Here is a 20,084-nt window from a genome sequence, read left to right on the forward strand (position 1 = left end):
AAAGATTAAATATAGAGGTGTTAACTAATGAAATATGGATATTATAAATCTCCAATTGGAATAATTGAAATAATTGAGGAAGATGGCTATATTATAGCTACAGACTTTGTGGAAGCTATGAAACCTGAGGATATAAGTGAGGAGATTTCAAGATGTAAGATACAGCTTGAAGAGTATTTTCAGGGGGAGAGAAAGGACTTTGATATAAATATAAAGTATTCTGTAGGAACTGAATTTCAAAGGAAAGTTTGGGATAAGCTAAAAGAGATTAGTTATGGGGAAACAGTTTCATATAAGCATATAGCTAAGGAAATAGGGAATGAAAAGGCATCAAGAGCAGTTGGTGGGGCTAATAATAAAAACCCACTGGGAATTATAGTTCCTTGTCATAGAGTGATAGGATCAAATAGTAAGTTAGTTGGATATGCTGGTGGATTAGATAAAAAGCAATATTTATTAGAATTAGAAAGTAAATATAAATAGTATTTTTTTATAGGGTTATACTTATAATATAGAAATTATGTTTGTAAGGAGAATTTCCATGATTGAGAGAATTGAAGAGATAACCTTATATGTGAAAGATCAAGATGTATCAAAAGAATTTTGGACAAAGAAGATAGGTTTTATAGTAAAGGAAGAGCATCCTTTGGGACCTAATATGAAATGGGTTGAGGTAGGTCCTGCAAATGATGAGTCTACCAATATAGTACTGTATGATATTAATAAGATGTCTATAAAGAATAAGATTATAGATGTTAGTCATCCTTCTTTATTATTTAAGGCAGTAAAAATAGAAGAAACATATAAAAAGTTTAAAGAAAGAGGAATTAAGGTAGGCGAATTTTTAGAATTGCCAACTGGAAGAATGTTTACCTTTAAGGATCCTGATGGAAATAGTTATATAGTTAGGGAAGATAATAAGGGAGTTATGCTTCACTAGTAAGTCTTAAAAAGAGAAATCTATTTGGTTTCTCTTTTTTGTATATAAGGAGACAAGATGAAGATTACTTCAGCATTTAATTAATATATAAATTTATTTATATTACTATATATAGGTGGTATAATAGGTGGTTGGTTAAGGGTATGATTATGAAAGTAGGTTATTAAAAGAACTGCTAAAACATTAAGTGAGGTTTAGAATGAAAGGACTAGAAGATATAACTTTAAATGCAGCAAAATTCTATAAAAGAAAAAGAAGAAATAATTGGAGATTAAATTATCACTTAGAAGCACCATTTGGTCTTGTAAATGATCCTAATGGATTAGCTCAATATAAAGGGAAATATTATATATTCTTTCAATGGAATCCCTTTAGATGTGAACATAAATTTAAACATTGGGGACTATTTACTACAGAGGATTTTATTAATTATTCATACCCTAAAGCGGTGTTAGCTCCTACTAATAGGTATGATAAAAATGGAGTGTATTCAGGTAGCGGATATGCTATGGAAGATAGGCTAGAGCTGTTATATACAGGGAATGTTAAAAATAAGTATGGAAAAAGAGAAGCTTATCAATGTAGAGCAATATGTGATGAGTATGGTAATGTAGAGAAAAAGGGAATAGTTGTAGGTAAAATACCTAAAGGATATACAGCATATTTTAGAGATCCTAATATATTTGAGAGAAATGGTAAATATTACTTTATGATTGGTGCTCAAACAAAAGATTTAAAAGGTAGAGCCCTTTTATACAGTTCAGAGAATTTTGAAAAGTGGAATTATGAAGGTGAAATAAAGACTTCATATGATAACTTTGGATACATATGGGAATGTCCAGCCTTGCTTAATATAGAAGGAAAGGATGTATTAATATTCTCACCTCAAGGTTTAGAAAGAGAAGAATTTAGATATCAAAATATATACCAAGCAGGATATATAGTTGGTGAGCTAAATTTTGATACATTAGAATTTAAGCATGGAGAGTTTAAGGAGTTAGATTTTGGTACTGATTTTTACGCTCCGCAAAGTTTTAAAGATGAAAAAGGTAGAGTAATAATGTTTGGATGGATGGGGTTACCTGAAGAGGAGCAATATCATCCAACAGTAAATAAAGGATGGGTACATTGCTTAACTATGCCAAGAGAGCTAAAACTTATAAATGGTAAACTAATTCAAAAACCTTTAATAGAGATGAAGGAACTAAGAAAAGATAAGATAGAAAGCTTAGAAAAAGTAGAAATAGTATCTTGGAAAAGTGATAATGTTATGGAAAATTCTTATGAGCTTGTTTTAGACGTGGAAAAATATGAGTCATCGCTATTTGAAATAAAGCTAGCCCTTGGAGAAATAGAATATGCATCCTTAAAAATAGATTTTACTAAGAATTATGGAGTATTTGATAATAGTGCAATGGCAAAAGGATTAAAAAGTTTTAGAAAGTTTAAACTAAATAACCTTAAGGATAAAATTAAGGTTCATATGTTTATGGATAAATCTGCTGTTGAGATATTCTTAAATGATGGAGAAACTGTTGTTTCAAGTAGAATTTACCCGAAGGAAGGTAGCAATGGACTAGAAATAATATCTTATGAAGGAAAACTTAAAATTGATAAATTAGATATCTGGAGTTTAGGCGGGTTTAAATTTAATGAGTAAAGTATTATGTATGGTGATATTAATATTTAATAGAGGAAGTCACGGAGAATATAGATTTGAATAAAATTAGGAAGGGTGATATAATTCATTTTAGTTCTGAAATGTGACTATAGAAGGTTTAGAAAATGGTGTAGATGAGTTAAGCTATAACTTGTACTAGTTATGAAGCTATAGATTCTATGCCTACAAAAAAAGATTTAGAAGGTAGATAAAATGGCAAAGAAAACTACAAGTAGTACTAATGATTTCCTTTTTCAAGTAAAGAAGAATACTTCTCATAAGATTTATCCATTACTTGTTGATTTGGTTAATGAAGGAAGACAAGATTTAGCAGAGATAATAACAAAAATAGATTATCTTTTAGAATATACAAGTACATGTATAAAACAGAAGGATTTTAGAGAAGCAAAGGAATCTATAAAAAAAGTTGAAGATAGAATGAAAATTCTAAGGGATAATAATGTTGATACAGATTATTTGGATTATTTATATGAAGGTATAAAGAAAAAGATAAAATAGAGATGAACTACTCATTATGGGTAGTTCATTTTGTTTGTTTTTAGAAAAATATGGTATTATATTATTAGAAAGGATAAAGGGAAAGGGGAATATTTATGAGTAAAGTGGACGAAATAATAAATAATATGGAAAAAATTATGGTTGGAAAGAGGAAAGTAATAGAGAGAATAGTAATTGCTTTACTTACAAATGGACATGTTCTTATAGAAGATGTTCCTGGAGTGGGGAAGACACAATGCGTTGGTGCTTTAGCAAAATCTGTATCAGGAACTTTTAATAGGGTTCAATTTACCCCAGATGTAATGGCATCAGATATTACCGGGTTTACAATGTATAATCCTTCTATAGGAAAGTTTATTTATAAATCAGGAGCAGCAAGTTGTAACTTTTTACTGGGGGATGAAATTAATAGAGCATCAGCAAAGACACAATCTAGTCTTTTAGAAGTAATGGAAGAAAGACAAGTTACAATAGATGGAATTACAAGAAAAGTACCAGAACCATTTATGGTTTTGGCTACACAAAATCCTATTGAAAGTAAGGGGACTAATAAGTTACCTGAAGCTCAAATGGATAGATTTCTATTTAAGCTTTCTATAGGATATCCAACTAAATCAGCAGAGAAAGAAATACTTGATAGATTTGCAGGTGAAAATCCATTAAATAATCTTGGAGCTGTAGCTACAAGTGAAGATATAATTACTATGCAGAAGGAAATTGAAGAAGTTAGAGTAAGTGATAATATCAAGGATTTAATTATTAATATAGTTACTTCAACAAGAAATAATCCTAAAATAACTTTAGGAGCTAGCCCGAGAGGAAGTTTACAATTACTAAAGGCATCAAAGGCAGTAGCTTATTTACAAGGAAGGGATTATGTAATTCCAGAGGATGTAAAGGAAGTTAGCGTTGATGTATTATCTCATAGAATAATTTTATCTTCTGGTGCAAGAGTAAAGGGGCAAAATTCTTCAGATATAGTTTTAGAGTGTGTAAATAATGCTATAAAAAATACTAGCAAGGTGTTAAATGGGTAATTGGATTTCATATATAATAATTTTAATTTTATCTTATATTTTTACCTATATCTTTGAATTAAAAGAGAATTATGTATTGTTATACATGATTATAATTGCACCTATTATTGATGGATTATTATTTATTTACTTTGGAAAAGTTTTAGATGCTAAAGTTACATGTGAAGTTGATAGTATTGAAAAGAATACTTGCTTCTTATGCAATGTAGAGATAGAGAATCATGGGTGGGTACCAATACCTTTCGTAGATTATGAAATTAAATACAATAACAATGTCATTTCAGATGAAAATAATATAACAAGAGTATCAATAGGAGGAAGAGAAAAAGAAGAATTAGAACTAAGGTTTAGGGCTATTCATAGAGGTGTTGGTGGAATCGAACTTTCATCAATTTGTATAAGAAGCTTACTGGGGTTATTTAAAAAGAATATTGAGAGTGAAGAGTGTATAAATAAAATAGCCATTTTGCCATCATTAATAGAGTTAGATGGTAGTGATTATTTAGTCGATAATAAATTTGAGGAATCACAGGTTGATGATGGGGAAACTAATATAATAGTTGGTGAACCAGGATATGAGTTCAAAGAGTATTCAGAGGGAGATCCTTTAAATAGAGTTAACTGGAAGTTGTCCTCAAAGAAGAATTTATTAATGATTAGAAAAAGTATAAGTAATGATATTAATAAAAAGGTAGTTATTTTAGATCCTCTTATTTTAAAATCTAAGGATGTGGAATTAGTTGAAGATTTAATTATAGAAGGATTTATAAGTATTATAGACTTATTTATTAACAATGACTTAGAAGTAGATATTGTTATAGGGGAAAAGACTGGATGGAGAATATTTTCATCGAGTGAAATTGAAAGTATAGTTTGGTTGCAAAATTATTTCAGTTACTATGAGTTTATATATTCTAAAAATAATAGATTTAGAAAATTAGCATTAAATGAAGATAAAAAATCTGATTACATAATTTTTACAAGTAATAAAGATAATGAACTTGGAGAGCTTGTAAGATCTTTGGAAGTTCGAAATGATAAAGTTATAGTTGTTAGCAATGATAAAAGAAAAGCCTTTGAGGAAGAGCTATATTTAAAAATGGACTATAGCTTGGAAGGGATATGATATGAAGGTATTTAAAAATCACTTATTAGATAATATACTATCCTTTTTCTTTATACTTATTGGGAGTGAAATTTTATTTTATTCGATCTATAGAAGGTTTAATATACTTTATTCAATTATTATTGGAGTCTTAGTTCTAGGCTATTTCTGCTTATATAAGTTGGTTGTTGATTGGAAAAGAAGGGGGATATTCTTATACTTAGTAGCTGGTATATTATCTATAGGAATTACTTATTTTTTAGTTAGTGTTAGTGATTTAATGGTAGAAGAAACCTTTTATCAATGGGCATTTGGTGGTGGAGGAGTAATTGGAGATTACTTAGGATATATATATGGTGCGATTATTTTCATATCTTTTGCATTTTCATCTTTAGGATACTATTTTACAGTAAATATTTTTAGAAGGCCTATGGTATTTCTAATGTCTCTTATAGTATTAGTTTCTTATATAAAAGGTGTGTATATTCAAAGAACTTTATTCACTAATATTATAGTATTTCTATTTATAATTTTAATAATTTCTCTATTTATTGAAGGAACAAAAAAAGATGGACTATCAATAGATAAGATAATAAATATAAAGAAAAAAGATTATTTTAAGGTTATGGTAGCTTTTTGCGGATTAATTTTTTTAATAGCATATTTTTTACCACTTCCAGCTAGATTGCCTCAAAATGATTTTCTTGATAATGTAAGAAGAATTACAAATTTATACATGGGTACATCAAATATTTCTGGATTTAATATAAAAGGTAATTCTATTAGAGAGGTAAACCAATCTACAGGAATAAATTCAAATAATATTGTTTATACAGTTCAAGGAGAAGATGTAAGATATTTAATAGATCATTCATTTGATAAATTTGAAAATGGAATGTGGAAATATGAAACAGAAGATTTTAAAGAAGGTGAACTAATTACTTACAAATATAAGAAATATGAAATTGATTCTGGAATTTATTTTTTAGAAAGAGCAGGCAAAGAAAATAAAGATTATGAAAACTTAATTAAAGAAAGAGATAATAAATTATATAGAAAGTTATGGATTCAAATAAATGATAGTGATAGTTATTTTTTATCTCACCCTTCTAATACTTCGTCAGTAAATATTTCAAGCTTAGATGAAAAAGTAATACACTTATATTTAAATTCATTTGAACAATTATTCTTTGATGATAAAAAGGTTTTTAGAAATGGTGAAGTTTATAATATTGAATATATAAATGATGAGCCATCAGAAAACACAATTGAAGAAGCATTAATGAAATATATGAATTTAGATAGATTTAATGAATTACTTAGGGCCGGTGGAGAAAATAATAGGTGTAAATATAATGATTTAATAGATGAAGTATATCTTAATATAGAGGATGATGTTACTGATAGAATGAAAAATCTAGCTAATGAATTAACTAAGGATAAGGAATCTAATTATGATAAGGCAGCTAGTATTAGAGATTTCTTTTTGTCGGGGGAGTATGTATATAGCTTAGAACTACCTGTAAATAGAGAAAAAGGAAGTTATATTGACTACTTTATATTTACAGGAAAAGAGGGATATTGCGTTCAATATGCAACAGCCATGACTTTACTTTGTAGATCAAGTGGAATTCCTGCTAGATATGTAGAAGGATATCTTGTTACAGAAAAAGATGAAAATGGAAATTATGTAGTAAGAGAGTCGAATGGACATGCGTTTGTACAAGTTTTTATACCAGGGTATGGTTGGAAAATATTTGATCCAACACCATCTTCAGAGGGCGGAGAAGTAGATATTATTGAAGAAAATAATGAAAAAAGTGGTGGAAGCCTTTCAGGCTTAAGGGTTAGTTTTACATTATTTATGTTAGGTGTTTTATTTATAATATTTATTGTTTGGTTAATATACTTAATTTTATATTTAACTAAACGAAATAGATTTTTATATAGAATCAAGAAATATACTAAGGAAGAAACCTTTGAAGCTTTAATAAAGGAGTGTATTGAGTTACTTGAAAAAGTAGATATAGAACCCTATTTGGGGGAAACTGAACTTATATTTGCTCAAAGGGTAGAATCAAATATAGATGTTGGCTTTTTAAACTTGATGAAGAGTTATTATGAATATAAGTATGCATTTAAAGAGGTGTCTAAGAAAGATTTACAAGAAGCATATAGGGTTAATAAGGAAATTTATAATTATATAAAAAGATAAGGAAAACAGGAGGTGATTTCCACCTCCTGTTTTCTTTCCTCATTATCATGAAAAATTAATGCCTATGTCTATGACGACTATGTCTGTTAATACCAGAATCACCATTATTCATAGGATTATTCATGCTGTTCATTCCACCTTGATTTCCCATGAACATATCCATTAAAGGATTACTCATACCATTGTTCATACCATTGTTCATACCGTTCATGTTGCTCATGCCATTCATATTAGGGGGTTGTCCTTGTTGAGACATCATGTTGTTGAGCATATCCATTAGTGGGTTATTATTATTCATATTTCCACCATTGTTTCCCATAGGATTATTCATATTAGTCATGGGATTTCCATTACCTCTGTTCATGTTTTGCATCATACTCATGAGAGGATTCATATTGTTGTTATTATTATTTCTTCCACCATTCATACCGCCCATTAACATACTTAGAAGTGGGTTTCCGCCACCCATCATAGGGTTATTACCACCCATCATAGGATTACCTCCACCTCTATTGCCCATAAGCATACTCATTAGTGGATTACCTCCCATCATTCCACCACCAGGGCCCATTCCACCCATCATGTTGCCAAATAGCATATTTAATAAAGGATTCATTTTTTCACCTCAATACAGTTATTACTGTTTCTATATACTATTTAAAAACTAGGGGTTTTGATACACAAAGAATGATTTTGTTACTTTAAATATATACTATTAAAGATGTATAATATATAAAAAGGTGTGGTGGACATTTATCTTGCTTGTTCCGTAGTTGCGTTCCAAGTAACATAGAAACAAATATCCATAACACTCGTAAAGGTAAGGAAATTATAAAATTATTATCTAAACTAATTTTTAGGAGGCCATAAAAGATATGGAAAACTTTCATTATTCAATACCAACAGAAGTTTATTTTGGAAAAGGTCAAATTAAAAATTTAGGAAAAGAATTAAGTAAGTATGGTAAAAAAGTGCTTATGGTTTACGGGGGAGGAAGTATTAAGAAAATAGGATTATATGATGATGTTAAAAGAATTTGCAGTGAAAATAAAATTGAATGTTTTGAATTGTCAGGGGTAGAGCCTAATCCAAGAATTACAAGTGTTAGAGAAGGAATTAAAATTTGTAGAGAAAATAACATAGATATGGTTTTAGCTGTTGGAGGAGGAAGTACAATAGATTGTACAAAAGTTATTGCAGCAGGAGTAAATTATGATGGTGATCCATGGGATATTGTTATGGATCCAAGTAAAATAGGGGAAGTATTACCTATATTAAGTATTCTTACATTGTCAGCAACAGGTTCAGAAATGGATGCCTTTGCCGTAATTTCAGATACCCAAAGTAATAATAAAATAGGACTTGGACATGAAAAAATGAAGCCAAGAGTATCAATACTTGATCCAGAATACACATACTCTGTTCCAAAGAACCAAACAGCAGCAGGTACAGCAGATATAATGAGTCACATATTTGAGGTGTATTTTAATACAACTGAAGGTACATTCATGCAAGATAGATTATGTGAAGGATTATTAAAGACCTGTATTAAGTATGGGAAAATAGCAATTGAGGATCCTAAAAATTATGAGGCTAGAGCTAACCTTATGTGGACATCAAGCTGGGCTATAAATGGGTTATTAACATATGGTAGAGGTGGAGAATGGAGTGTTCATCCTATGGAGCATGAATTAAGTGCTTTCTATGATATAACTCATGGAGTTGGATTAGCTATACTTACTCCACATTGGATGGAATATGTAATTAATGATAAAACATTGGATAAGTTTGTTGATTATGGCGTTAATGTTTGGGGAATAAATTCAAGTCTTGATAAAAATGATATTGCTCATATGGCAATAGAAAAAACAAGAGATTTCTTTAATGAATTAGGAATACCATCATCTCTAAGTGAGTTAGGAATTGGTGAAGAAAAGCTAGAAATAATGGCTAAACAGGCAGTTAGGTTTAACCTAGATAAAGGATTTATGCCTTTAGATTGGGAAGATGTTTATTATATTTATAAAAGAGCCTTATAATTTTATGGGAGAAATTGTTTTGCAGTTTCTCCCATAAAATTATAATTAAATTGTCAACTTATAAAATAAAATAAGTTGACAATGCTATATTTTAATATTATACTTAACAAAAAAGTTTTAGGGGGAGAAAAATGAGGTTATCTGTTAGAGAAATGATAATGGTTGGAGTTGGAGCAGCATTAATGGCTGTATTTTCTCAATTATCAATACCATTACCATCAGTACCACTAACTTTACAGGTCTTTGGAGTTGTAATTATATCTGTTATATTAGGAAAGAAATTAGGGACCTTGTCTATTATTGTATTTATGTTGTTAGGTGCTATAGGGCTACCTGTATTTGCTGGTTTTACTGGTGGATTAAACATAATAACTGGAGCTACAGGAGGATATATAATAGGATTTGTATTTATGGCTTTTATTATTGGATATTTTATAGAAAAAGATAAAAAGGCTTTAGCATTTATAGGTGCATATCTTGGATTAGCTGTTGATTATATATTTGGAGTGATTCAGCTTAAGCTGTTAATGGGACTCACTTTAGAAGGGGCATTAGTAGCTGGATTATATCCATTTATAATTAAGGATTTAATTTTAACAGCTTTAGGAATAATGGTAGCAATATCTATAAGAATTAGAGTTGTTGGAGTGATAAAGTTAAATGCTTAAGCTTAGGCCTCATCATATTAATTGTTTATTCTTTTATAGAGGAAATGGATATAGCAAAGAATTTGTAGATAAGATGAGTGAAATTCATAAAAAAATAAAGTTAGATCCAAGATGTAGAGTTTTAATAGTAAATGGGTGTGATGATATCTGTGTATCCTGTCCTAATAGAGATGAGGGGAAATGTGTTACGGAGAATAAAGTAATAGGGTTAGATAATAAAACCCTTAAGGAGTTTGGATTGGAATTGAAAGAATATAACTTTTCAGATTTCATAGAAAATATTTATAGTATATATACTGAAAGTAATTTATATACCATATGTAGTGAATGTGAATGGTTTAAAAAGGGAATATGCAAGAAGGAAATTATAGAAGAGCATAAAAGATATTGGATAAAATAAAAGGCATACATTAAATAATGTATGCCCCATATAAGTAATTTTAACCCGGCTACTTCTTCGTTATGGAAAAACTACTATCTTGGCCGGTATTGCATAAAAGTTATGTTGATTACCTTCTAAATGAGTAGTCAAATTTAAAACTTTTAAATTACTTATATAATTATAATTCCACAAAGAATTATTTTTATTCTAAAAAGGAAGAGTACTTTTGAAAAAATTATTTTTTAAATGTACTCTTCTTTTTTCCTTACATTAAGTACGAAGGAAATAAATATCCACCCAATCTTTTTTAGTGAATTATTTGTAAAGTAGATGAAAGAGTTGCTATAATGAATTTGTTGGTTAGAATGGAGAAAGAGGTGATATTAGTGATTTTTTCTACACTTAAAATTAATGATAGTGATCCAATATATATTCAATTAGAAAGACATATAATAGGTGGAATAAAAAAAGGTGACTTAAAAAAGGATAGTAAGTTACCATCAACAAGAGAAGTAAGTAAGTATCTAAAAATAAGTAGAAATTCAGTAATATCTGCATATGAAAATCTAGAAAGTAAAGGGTATATTCTAACTAAGAGAGGAAAGGGAACCTTTATAGCTGTTGAAGGAGAAAAACAGGTATATGAATATAATGTTGAGTGGGATAACCTGGTAAATAAATATGGAAAAGTATTAAGAGATAAAGATATTATTAAAAGTGAACCTAAATTTAGAAGAGGCATGATATCATTTAAATCTATTGCACCGGAAGGTGAACTTTTCAATTTAGAAGATTTTAAAAGAGCTTTAATGGATTCGTGGACTTATGAAGAGGTGCACTTATTAAATTATGGATATGCGAAAGGGTATCAACCTTTAATTGATTATTTGTTTGAATATATGAGAGAAAAGGGTGTTAGTAAAGAGAATAAGGATATATTAATAACCAATGGTTTTACAGAAGGATTTGATATTATATTAGCATCATTAACTTCTCCAGGGGATGTTATTTTATGCGAAGAACCAACTAATAATACAGCACTTAAAGTTATGGAAGCTTATGGATTGAAAGTTGTTGGAGTTTCAATGGATAAGGATGGAATGGTAATAGAAGATTTAAAGAAGACATTACAGTTATATACACCTAAATTAGCATATTTAATTCCTTCATATAATAATCCAACAGGGATAGTAATGAATTCTGAAAGAAGGAAAGAAATATATAAGATTTTTAGGGAACATTCCGTTCCAATAATAGAAAATGGGTTTAACGAGGAATTATTGTATTCAAGTTCTCCTTTAGAGCCTTTAGCAGCTTTAAGTGGAAGGGGAAATGGTGTGGTTTATATAGGAAGTTTATCAAAGGTTTTATTTCCTGGGTTAAGAATTGGTTGGATAATGGGAGATAAGAAGCTTATTGATATCTTAGAAAGTGTGAAAAGAGGAAGAACTATACATTCATCATTTCTAGATCAAAGTGCCTTCTACTACTATTTGAAGAGTGGAGCTTTTACTAGATATATAAAGAATATTAGAAAATATTATAGAAGTAAATACAATTTAATAATGGAGATGGTTAATAAACATATTCTATATGAATATGTTACAGGAGAAGGTGGATTATACGTATTTATTAAGCTTAAAAACAATATTAGCTCTAGAGAGTTACTGAATCTTTGTTATGAAGATGGAGTATTATTTATGCCAGGAGATTTATTCTATAATAATGCTAAAGGGGAGTCTTCTTTGAGGTTAGGTTTTGGAAGAGTAAGTGATGATGATATAAGAATTGGAATAGAAATAATAGGTAAGAATATAGAGAGATTAATGAAGCAGAAAGGTTATGAAGGTGAATTAGGTGACTGAAAAGTTATATTATAAAGATAGATATTTGAAGGAATTTACAGCAAATATAATAGAATATAAAAAAGAGGATAATAAACATTCTGTGGTATTGGATAGAACTGCATTTTTCCCAGGTGGAGGAGGGCAATGGTGCGACTTAGGATACATTGATGAAATAAGAGTTTTAAATGTAATAGAAGATAAAAATAAGATTTATCATATTTTAGAGAGTGAGCCTAAAAGGACAGAAAATATAAAGTGTACCATTGATTGGAGTAGAAGATTTGATGGAATGCAACAACATTTAGGACAACATTTATTATCAGGATGTTTTTATACATTATTTAATGCAAATACATGTGGAATACATATTGGTAATGAAATAAGTACTGTGGATATTGTAGGAACAATAGAAGAAGAAAAGATAAGAGAAGCTGAAAAGATGGCAAATAGAGTTATTTGTGAAAATCATAAAGTTGAGTTTTTAATGACTAATAGAAAAGAAGCAAAAAAGATGGGACTTAGAAGAGATTTAGCTACTAAAGATGATGAGATTAGAATAGTTAAAATTGATGATATTGATATTAATGCATGTTGTGGAATTCATCCAAATAATACTTTAGACCTTCAATTAATTAAGATAAAAGGCTTCGAAAAGCATAAAGGAAATACAAGAATAACATATCTTACAGGTAGTAGGGCTATAAAAGATTATTTACATAGAGATTTTGTTTTAGATAATATATGTTTAAGTTTAAGCTCTGGAACAGATGATGTAGTTAGTAGTTTAAGTAAACTTGTAGATAACTATAATTCATTAAAAGGTGATTATAGCAAAGTAAGGGCAAAGCTAGGGGAATACGAAATAAAAGAATTAGTTTCTAATGGAGAATCTATAAAGAATGTTGTTTTAATAAATAATATTTTTGACAATGAAGAAATGAAAAATCTTAATAAATTAGCAACTGCTATATGTGAAGATGAAAATAGAATAGTTTTATTTGGAACTAGAGATAAAGAAAAATGTAACTTGTTATTTGCATGTTCAAAGAATATGAAGGGATTAAATATGGGAGCACTTTTAAAAGATTCTATAACTCTTGTGGATGGTAAAGGTGGAGGAAGCCCTTTATTAGCACAAGGTGGAGGGAAAAATATTTTAAATTTAGAATGTGCTATAGATTATGCTATTAGAAGATTAAAAGAAAATATTTAAGGTGATACATATGGATATTATGAAAATATTAAACAATGATTTAGAAGGTATGAGTGAAGAGGAGAAGCAGTATGTAAATGTCTTTTCAGAAAAATTAAAGGATAAAATTATAGATGATTTGGTAGAGGTAGAGGAGAATAGAATAATAAATTTAATTAAAGAAAATAAAGAGGGATATAAGGATTTAATTTATGCTATATATTCAGAGGGAATTAGAGGTTATAAATCAATGAATATACAATTGCTAATTAACATATATATTGATAAGTGTGGTGATGAAAAATTAATTACTACAATTAATGATATAATTTTGTAGTTTTTTGTAGTTTATATTTTAATAAATAGTAATTAATTTGTAACTACTATTCATACCTTTAAGAACTATAATATTAGTGAAGGAAGTAGTGGAGGTAGTAAAAATGGACAAGTATAGAAGAGCTAGATTAAGTAAAAAAAGAAATTCAAAAAAAATGAAAGTGGTATTAGTAGTGTGCTTTACACTAGTATTATTAATGATACCTACTTTTATATATATTGATTATAGAGTAAAGGGTGAAAATCAGATAGTTTCAGCACAACCAGAGCAAGAAGAGGAAAATATTCAAAAAGAGCCTGAAAAACCAAAACTAGATAATAGTGGGTACTTAAATTTAGAAGAAGATGAAAATGCAGATAGTGCTCAAATGGTTTCAGAAAATACTAATGGCTTATTAACAGGAACTAAAACTTATCCAGTTAGAACAGATGGCAAAAAAGTTGCATATTTAACTTTTGATGATGGTCCATCAACAACTAATACACCAGAAGTATTAAAGGTACTGGACAAGTATAATATAAAAGGAACCTTCTTTGTGTTAGGAACTTCTCTTAAGGATAATACACAAGCACAAGAGATATTAAAAACAATAGCTGGAAGTGGACATGCTATAGCAAACCACACATACAGTCATGATTATAAATATTTATATCCTAATAGAGTAATGAACGTTGAAAATATAACTAATGATATAGAAAAGAATAATGCTTTACTTAAAGAGATATTAGGTAAAGATTTTGATACTAAAACAATTAGGTTCCCAGGTGGTTACTGGTCTTGGAATGGCAGACAACCAATGAAAGATAAAATGATTGAAAAAGGTTATTGTAATATTGATTGGAATGCTTTAAATGGTGATGCAGAAGGAAAGAAAAAGGATGCTACAGGATTATTTGGAAAATTAAAGAGTAGCGTGGAGGAATTAGGACCTAATGCAGATAGTGTTGTAATATTAATGCATGATACTTACGGTAAAGAAGAGACAGTAAAAGCATTACCACAAATAATTGAATATTTACAAGGTAAGGGATTTGAATTTAGAACAATGAAATAAAGTTAATAGAGATAATAGAGATAATCAGGAGAATTAGGGTAAGAGAGAGAAGGAAAAAACTCAAGCTGGGCTTGAGTTTTTTTATTTTAGGCTTTAGCGAATGTGTATTTTTTAACTTTCTTAACTATTAAGAAAAGCATTAAGAATATAGGAATAAAAAGAGTTTCTATACGATTTGATGCGAAATTATAAGTGTTTAGATAATTTAAGAGATATTCGTTGTCCAGGTCTGTAATTACATTAGAAGATAATATTGGCATAGCGTAGAAGTTGAAAAATAGTATAAGCAGCATAATAATTGATTTTACATTAATATTTAGTGCAGAAAAATTAGATAAAACTTTAGGAAATAGTGGTGAAAATATGAAAGTAAATATAGCAAGTAATATACTTAACTGAATACCAAAAGAAAAACTTGATATTGGAGAATTAGGTAATGGGTATTTTGAGAAAACTGAAACTGTTACTATTAGTCCAATAAAACGAATTAAGATTAATATAAATTGAAAGGAAATAAAGCCAATAAATAAGGTGAATAGTTTATGGAACCATATTTCATTTCTATTTACTTTCTTATATTCTTCTTCAATAATATCATTTTGACCAATTCTGCTTTTGGCAATTAAAAAAGCTTCTTCTTCTGATAAGTCTTTTTCTTTAAGCACAGTAATTTCATCCATTAAGTGAGATTCTAGTTCATCTAAATCATCTAGGGATAAAACATCATTTTTGTTAAGATCATTTCTCCAGGTTTTAATAGATTCATCTAAGTTAAACATATTCTTTCATCCCAAATACCATTTAGTGTATTATTTACGATTTTCCATTGAGCCTTTTCTTTTTCAAGAGAGGCTAAACCAGCATTTGTGATTCTATAATATTTTCTTTTTCTTCCGTCTATAGTTTTCCACTCAGATTCTATTAATCCATTTTCAGTAAGTTTTTTTAGTACGGGGTAGAGAGTACCTTCCTTCCAAACAATATTGTTGTTAGAAAGTTCTTGTATGTTTTTTATAATTTCATAGCCATAACTTTCTCGTTTAGATAAAAAAGAAAGTATTAAAGGTTTTGATGAAGCAGCTATTAAGTCTTTAGATATCATTTTAATTCCTCCTACTTAGAACTTCTAGGTATATAATACATCGAGATTCTATGTATGTCAACCGTAATATGTTAAATTAATTAATTATTAGGAAGTAAGGGGCGGATTGCATATATATACATATCATAAGTATTAAGGATAAAAATATTAACAACTAGGAATAAATAAAAAGGAAGATTTATATGTATATAAGGATATGTATAATCTTCTGTAATTACAAGTGATGGAGGAGTAGTTATGGGGAAAGTTATATTTATCAATGAAAGGGTGGAGATTAACATGGATAATATTAAATTTCAAGTTGATAGCATCATAGAAGAATATACAGATGGAAGTTTGCCTATAGACCCTGTAGTTATTGCTAAAAAGGTTGGAATACCTATATCACAAGTTAATTTTAAATCTGTAAAAGGGTCAGTTGTTTTAGGTGGGATTAAAAAGAATAAGGAAAATATAAGCATATATATTAATGCAAATGACAGTATGGCAAGAAAGCGATTTACAATTGCACATGAGTTAGGACATTATTTTTTAAATCATATTAATAATAAAGGAGAATTTGTAGATCTTCATAGAGATGTACTAGCTGTTAAGTCAAAAGAAGAACAAGAGGCAAATGAGTTTGCAGGATGTTTACTTATGCCAGAAAAGAAACTGGTAGAAAAATTTGATCAATTAAGAAAACTTAATTTTGGGACAGGCATGATTGAAATGGAATTATCAAGAATATTTAAAGTTTCTCAATCAGCTATGAATGTAAGACTTAAAAGATTAAATTTGAAGTAGGTGAATGGGATGGGTGAAGAGAAGTATAATGATGGTTTTGATTATAATGATCCAGAAGAATTAGGGCTAGATGATTTAATAAATTTTGATTATGAGACTCCAATTACAAGAACAATATCTGAAAAGGAAAAGCAAGAATATAAAGAAACAGATGATAGAATTCAGGTTCTTACTATTTGGAAGGATGAAAAGAAAACAGAACAAAGGATGAAACAAGGATTATCTTTAGGTATTAGTATAATTCTTGTTATACAAGTTATATTTATAAATGTTATAGTATGGAAAATTGGAAAGGGAGAAATGGATTTTGATGAATGGACTATAAGATTATTTATTACAGGGATATTTGCAGAAATAGTTGCACTTGTTAAAATAGTAATAAATAATCTTTTTCCTAAGAGTGGTAATAAGGATTTTATGGATTTTATTAATACTTTCTATTTTAATAAGAGAAATAATAATAGTACTGAAGAAAATAAGAATGTTATACATGAAGATAAAGGCGACTAAATATACATTATGTATTAATTTAATGTGAAAGTGGGGATGATTATGCCTTTTAAATGTGTAGAGATAAAGAGCTATATTAATTTCTTAAATATTAATGATGGGAAAAACTTTTGTTATGGTGGAAACCAAGAGTGGTTTAAAGATGAGATTAATAGAAAATATGGATGTGCTGCAGTAGCAGCAGCTAATTTATTAGCTTACAAAAGTATTAATGAAGGCATAAAAGAATTATATCAATATGAGGATTTTTCTAAAGAGAACTTCTTAAAGTATATGAATGAAGTTATAAAGTGGACAAGGCCTATAGAAAAGATTGGTATATTAAAGCCAAGAGATTTTATAAAAGGATTATATAACTTTGGAGAAAGTAAGGGAATAAAACTTGATTTTGAAGTGAAGTATTTTAACACTAGTTATTATGAATTTTGTTCTTTTATAAAAAAAGCTTTAAGTGACAATAAGCCTGTTGCAATATTAATGTTAAGGAATACAGCTTTAAAGGAATTTGATTGGCATTGGATGACAATAACAAAGTATTTTAGAGCAGGGAACAAGATATCTATAAATGTATCAACTTGGGGAGAGAAAAGAACTTTAGATTTAGAAAAGGTATATAAACATAGCAGCTATGGAGCATTAGTTTATCTTAAATAGCTAGTATGGTGAATTATATAATTCACTATTTTTTTACATGGACATAATTGACAATACTATTTAATGTGACTAAAATTATCTTTTAGGGAGGGATAAAAATGAGTATAGAAAAAGGTAATATTTCAATTCACACAGAAAATATATTTCCAATAATTAAGAAGTGGTTATATTCAGACAAAGATATCTTCATTAGAGAGCTTATTAGTAACGGATGTGATGCTGTTAGCAAATATAAGAGGCTTGTATCCCTAGGAGAAGCAGAGGGAATCGATGACGAAAAGTTTAAGGTTGTTGTTTCTGTAAACAAAGAAGAAGGTACATTAACTTTCAGCGATAACGGTATAGGGATGACAGATGAAGAGGTAAAAAAATATATTACACAAGTTGCATTTTCAGGTGCAGAGGATTTTATACAAAAGTATAAAGATAAAATGGGTGAAGGAAATGACATAATTGGTCATTTTGGATTAGGTTTTTATTCAGCTTTCATGGTAGCTAAAAAGGTACAAATAGATACTTTATCATATAAGAAAGAGGCTACCCCTGTAAGGTGGATATGTGAAGGTGGAACAGAATATGAAATGGGAGATTCTGATTCTAGAGAAACTAGGGGTACAACAATAACTCTATTCCTTGATGATGAAAGCAAAGAATTCTTAGAATATTATAAGGTAAGAGGAATTATTGAAAAGTATTGTTCATTCTTACCAACAGAAATATTCTTAATCAATGTAGATGAAGAAAAGAAAAAGTCAGAAGAAGATAAGGATAAGGATGGAGAACCAACTCCTCTAAATGATACAAATCCTTTATGGCTTAAGAAGCCAAGTGAATGTACAGATGAAGAGTACAAAGAATTTTACAAACAAGTATTTAATGAATATGAAGATCCATTATTCTGGATTCATTTAAATGTTGATTATCCATTTAACCTTAAAGGAATTTTATATTTCCCTAAGCTTAAGAATGAGTTTGAGCTTATAGAAGGTAAGGTTAAGTTATATAATAATCAAGTATTCGTAGCAGATAACATAAAGGAAGTTATCCCTGAATTCTTATTATTACTTAAGGGAGCAATAGATTGTCCAGATTTACCTTTAAATGTTTCAAGAAGTTTCCTACAAAACGATAGGGATGTAAGTAGAATTTCTAAACATATTGTTAAAAAGGTAGCGGATAAGTTAAATTCAATATTTAATAATGATAGAGATAAGTTTGATGAGTTCTGGGATGATATTCATCTATTTATTAAGTTTGGATGCTTAAAGGATGAAAGCTTCTATGAAAAGATAAAAGATATAATAGTATTTAAGAACATAGAAGGTAAGCATATCACTTTAAAAGATTACTTAGACAATGCTAAAGAAAAGCATGAGAATAAGGTGTTCTATGTAAGTAATGAGGAAGAGCAATCTCAATATATAAAACTATTTAAGGAATATGGATTAGATGCAGTTATATTAAGTAGTCCAATAGATAATAACTTTATATCATTCCTTGAATATAAGGATGGTAATGTTAAGTTTACAAGAGTAGACTCTGATCTTTCAGATGTATTAAAGGATAAGGATGCTGAAGAAAATAAAGAAAATAATGAAAAGATTATTGAATTATTTAAATCAGTAATTGGAGATAAGATGAAGGAATATAAGGTAGAGTCATTAAAAAATGAAAAGACTCCAGCTATGGTACTTCTTTCTGAATACTCTAGAAGAATGGCAGAAATGCAAGCTCAATTTGGAGGGATGGGAATGAACATTCCAGAAGAAAAGAGTCTTGTTATAAATGGAAATAATCCAATTATAAAGAAACTTGTATCTATTTCTGATGATGAAAGTAAAAAAGATAAGGTTAATATGATTTGTAAGCAAATTGTTGATTTAGCGTTAATATCTAATAAGTCATTAAATTCAGATGAACTTGATGAATTTATTAATAGAAGTAACGATTTAATGCTTCAAGTTATGGATATTTAATTAAGTAGGAGCTGGTATAGCAGCTCCTATTTCTTTATAATAAAGTTATAAAAATATAGAA

21 protein-coding genes are annotated in these 20,084 nt (G+C 28.8%); 18 read left to right on the top strand and 3 right to left on the bottom strand.

What is annotated here, in order from left to right:
• Positions 1-27: 27 nt before the first annotated feature.
• The 7 genes from DR024_RS04270 (at position 28) to DR024_RS04300 (ending at position 7,476) form a co-directional block, all read left to right on the top strand.
• Positions 28-483, top strand: a complete 456-nt coding sequence (locus DR024_RS04270) for a methylated-DNA--[protein]-cysteine S-methyltransferase (RefSeq protein ID WP_027098124.1) — start codon at positions 28-30, stop codon at positions 481-483.
• Positions 484-541: 58 nt separating this feature from the next.
• On the top strand, positions 542-940 hold the full coding sequence (locus DR024_RS04275; RefSeq protein ID WP_027098123.1) for a VOC family protein: 399 nt from the start codon (positions 542-544) through the stop codon (positions 938-940).
• Positions 941-1,139: 199 nt separating this feature from the next.
• The gene (locus DR024_RS04280) at positions 1,140-2,600 is read left to right on the top strand and encodes a glycoside hydrolase family 32 protein (RefSeq protein WP_055184539.1); all 1,461 of its coding nucleotides are present in this window, start codon (positions 1,140-1,142) and stop codon (positions 2,598-2,600) included.
• A gap of 213 nt (positions 2,601-2,813) precedes the next feature.
• Positions 2,814-3,119, top strand: coding sequence for a hypothetical protein (locus DR024_RS04285; protein ID WP_027098121.1), 306 nt, complete (start codon positions 2,814-2,816; stop codon positions 3,117-3,119).
• A gap of 95 nt (positions 3,120-3,214) precedes the next feature.
• Positions 3,215-4,156, top strand: a complete 942-nt coding sequence (locus DR024_RS04290) for an AAA family ATPase (protein WP_065254487.1) — start codon at positions 3,215-3,217, stop codon at positions 4,154-4,156.
• Positions 4,157-4,241: 85 nt separating this feature from the next.
• Complete coding sequence (locus DR024_RS04295) at positions 4,242-5,282, top strand: DUF58 domain-containing protein (RefSeq protein WP_167539556.1); 1,041 nt, start codon at positions 4,242-4,244, stop codon at positions 5,280-5,282.
• 1 nt (position 5,283) lies between these two features.
• Positions 5,284-7,476, top strand: a complete 2,193-nt coding sequence (locus DR024_RS04300; RefSeq protein WP_111918210.1) for a transglutaminase-like domain-containing protein — start codon at positions 5,284-5,286, stop codon at positions 7,474-7,476.
• A 55-nt stretch (positions 7,477-7,531) separates the two neighbouring features.
• On the opposite strand, the gene DR024_RS04305 is transcribed toward DR024_RS04300, so the two are convergent.
• Positions 7,532-8,092 (bottom strand): hypothetical protein, encoded by a 561-nt coding sequence (locus DR024_RS04305; RefSeq protein WP_027098117.1) that lies wholly within the window; start codon positions 8,090-8,092, stop codon positions 7,532-7,534.
• 259 nt (positions 8,093-8,351) lie between these two features.
• On the opposite strand from DR024_RS04305, the gene DR024_RS04310 reads away from it, so the two are divergent.
• The 7 genes from DR024_RS04310 (at position 8,352) to DR024_RS04340 (ending at position 14,995) form a co-directional block, all read left to right on the top strand.
• Complete coding sequence (locus DR024_RS04310) at positions 8,352-9,515, top strand: iron-containing alcohol dehydrogenase (protein ID WP_027098116.1); 1,164 nt, start codon at positions 8,352-8,354, stop codon at positions 9,513-9,515.
• Positions 9,516-9,646: 131 nt separating this feature from the next.
• Positions 9,647-10,183: a biotin transporter BioY gene (locus DR024_RS04315; protein WP_027098115.1), complete on the top strand. Its 537-nt coding sequence runs from the start codon at positions 9,647-9,649 to the stop codon at positions 10,181-10,183.
• A complete protein-coding gene (locus DR024_RS04320) occupies positions 10,176-10,583 on the top strand; it encodes a DUF1284 domain-containing protein (protein WP_027098114.1) in 408 nt (135 codons plus the stop codon). The genes DR024_RS04315 and DR024_RS04320 overlap by 8 nt, the downstream gene beginning before the upstream one ends.
• A gap of 368 nt (positions 10,584-10,951) precedes the next feature.
• Entirely contained in the window at positions 10,952-12,430 is a 1,479-nt protein-coding gene (locus tag DR024_RS04325) for an aminotransferase-like domain-containing protein (protein WP_027098113.1), read from the top strand.
• The gene (locus DR024_RS04330; RefSeq protein WP_027098112.1) at positions 12,423-13,625 is read left to right on the top strand and encodes an alanyl-tRNA editing protein; all 1,203 of its coding nucleotides are present in this window, start codon (positions 12,423-12,425) and stop codon (positions 13,623-13,625) included. Before DR024_RS04325 ends, DR024_RS04330 begins: the two co-directional genes overlap by 8 nt.
• A gap of 10 nt (positions 13,626-13,635) precedes the next feature.
• The gene (locus tag DR024_RS04335; RefSeq protein ID WP_027098111.1) at positions 13,636-13,941 is read left to right on the top strand and encodes a hypothetical protein; all 306 of its coding nucleotides are present in this window, start codon (positions 13,636-13,638) and stop codon (positions 13,939-13,941) included.
• A gap of 103 nt (positions 13,942-14,044) precedes the next feature.
• Entirely contained in the window at positions 14,045-14,995 is a 951-nt protein-coding gene (locus DR024_RS04340; RefSeq protein WP_027098110.1) for a polysaccharide deacetylase family protein, read from the top strand.
• An 86-nt stretch (positions 14,996-15,081) separates the two neighbouring features.
• Here DR024_RS04340 and DR024_RS04345 read toward each other — a convergent pair whose 3' ends face one another.
• Together DR024_RS04345 and DR024_RS04350 are read right to left on the bottom strand one after the other, a co-directional pair.
• Positions 15,082-15,774 (bottom strand): permease prefix domain 1-containing protein, encoded by a 693-nt coding sequence (locus tag DR024_RS04345; RefSeq protein ID WP_027098109.1) that lies wholly within the window; start codon positions 15,772-15,774, stop codon positions 15,082-15,084.
• Complete coding sequence (locus tag DR024_RS04350) at positions 15,762-16,097, bottom strand: PadR family transcriptional regulator (protein ID WP_034866211.1); 336 nt, start codon at positions 16,095-16,097, stop codon at positions 15,762-15,764. Before DR024_RS04350 ends, DR024_RS04345 begins: the two co-directional genes overlap by 13 nt.
• 237 nt (positions 16,098-16,334) lie before the next feature.
• On the opposite strand from DR024_RS04350, the gene DR024_RS04355 reads away from it, so the two are divergent.
• From DR024_RS04355 to htpG, 4 genes are all read left to right on the top strand, one after another.
• A complete protein-coding gene (locus DR024_RS04355; protein ID WP_051195942.1) occupies positions 16,335-16,883 on the top strand; it encodes an ImmA/IrrE family metallo-endopeptidase in 549 nt (182 codons plus the stop codon).
• Positions 16,884-16,892: 9 nt separating this feature from the next.
• The gene (locus DR024_RS04360) at positions 16,893-17,393 is read left to right on the top strand and encodes a hypothetical protein (protein ID WP_051195941.1); all 501 of its coding nucleotides are present in this window, start codon (positions 16,893-16,895) and stop codon (positions 17,391-17,393) included.
• Positions 17,394-17,435: 42 nt separating this feature from the next.
• Entirely contained in the window at positions 17,436-18,047 is a 612-nt protein-coding gene (locus DR024_RS04365; RefSeq protein ID WP_051195940.1) for a hypothetical protein, read from the top strand.
• 98 nt (positions 18,048-18,145) lie between these two features.
• Entirely contained in the window at positions 18,146-20,023 is a 1,878-nt protein-coding gene (htpG, locus tag DR024_RS04370) for a molecular chaperone HtpG (protein WP_027098105.1), read from the top strand.
• Positions 20,024-20,084 lie beyond the last annotated feature (61 nt).

It is taken from the genome of Clostridium paraputrificum (genome assembly GCF_900447045.1).
Classification (GTDB): Bacteria; Bacillota; Clostridia; order Clostridiales; family Clostridiaceae; genus Clostridium; species Clostridium paraputrificum.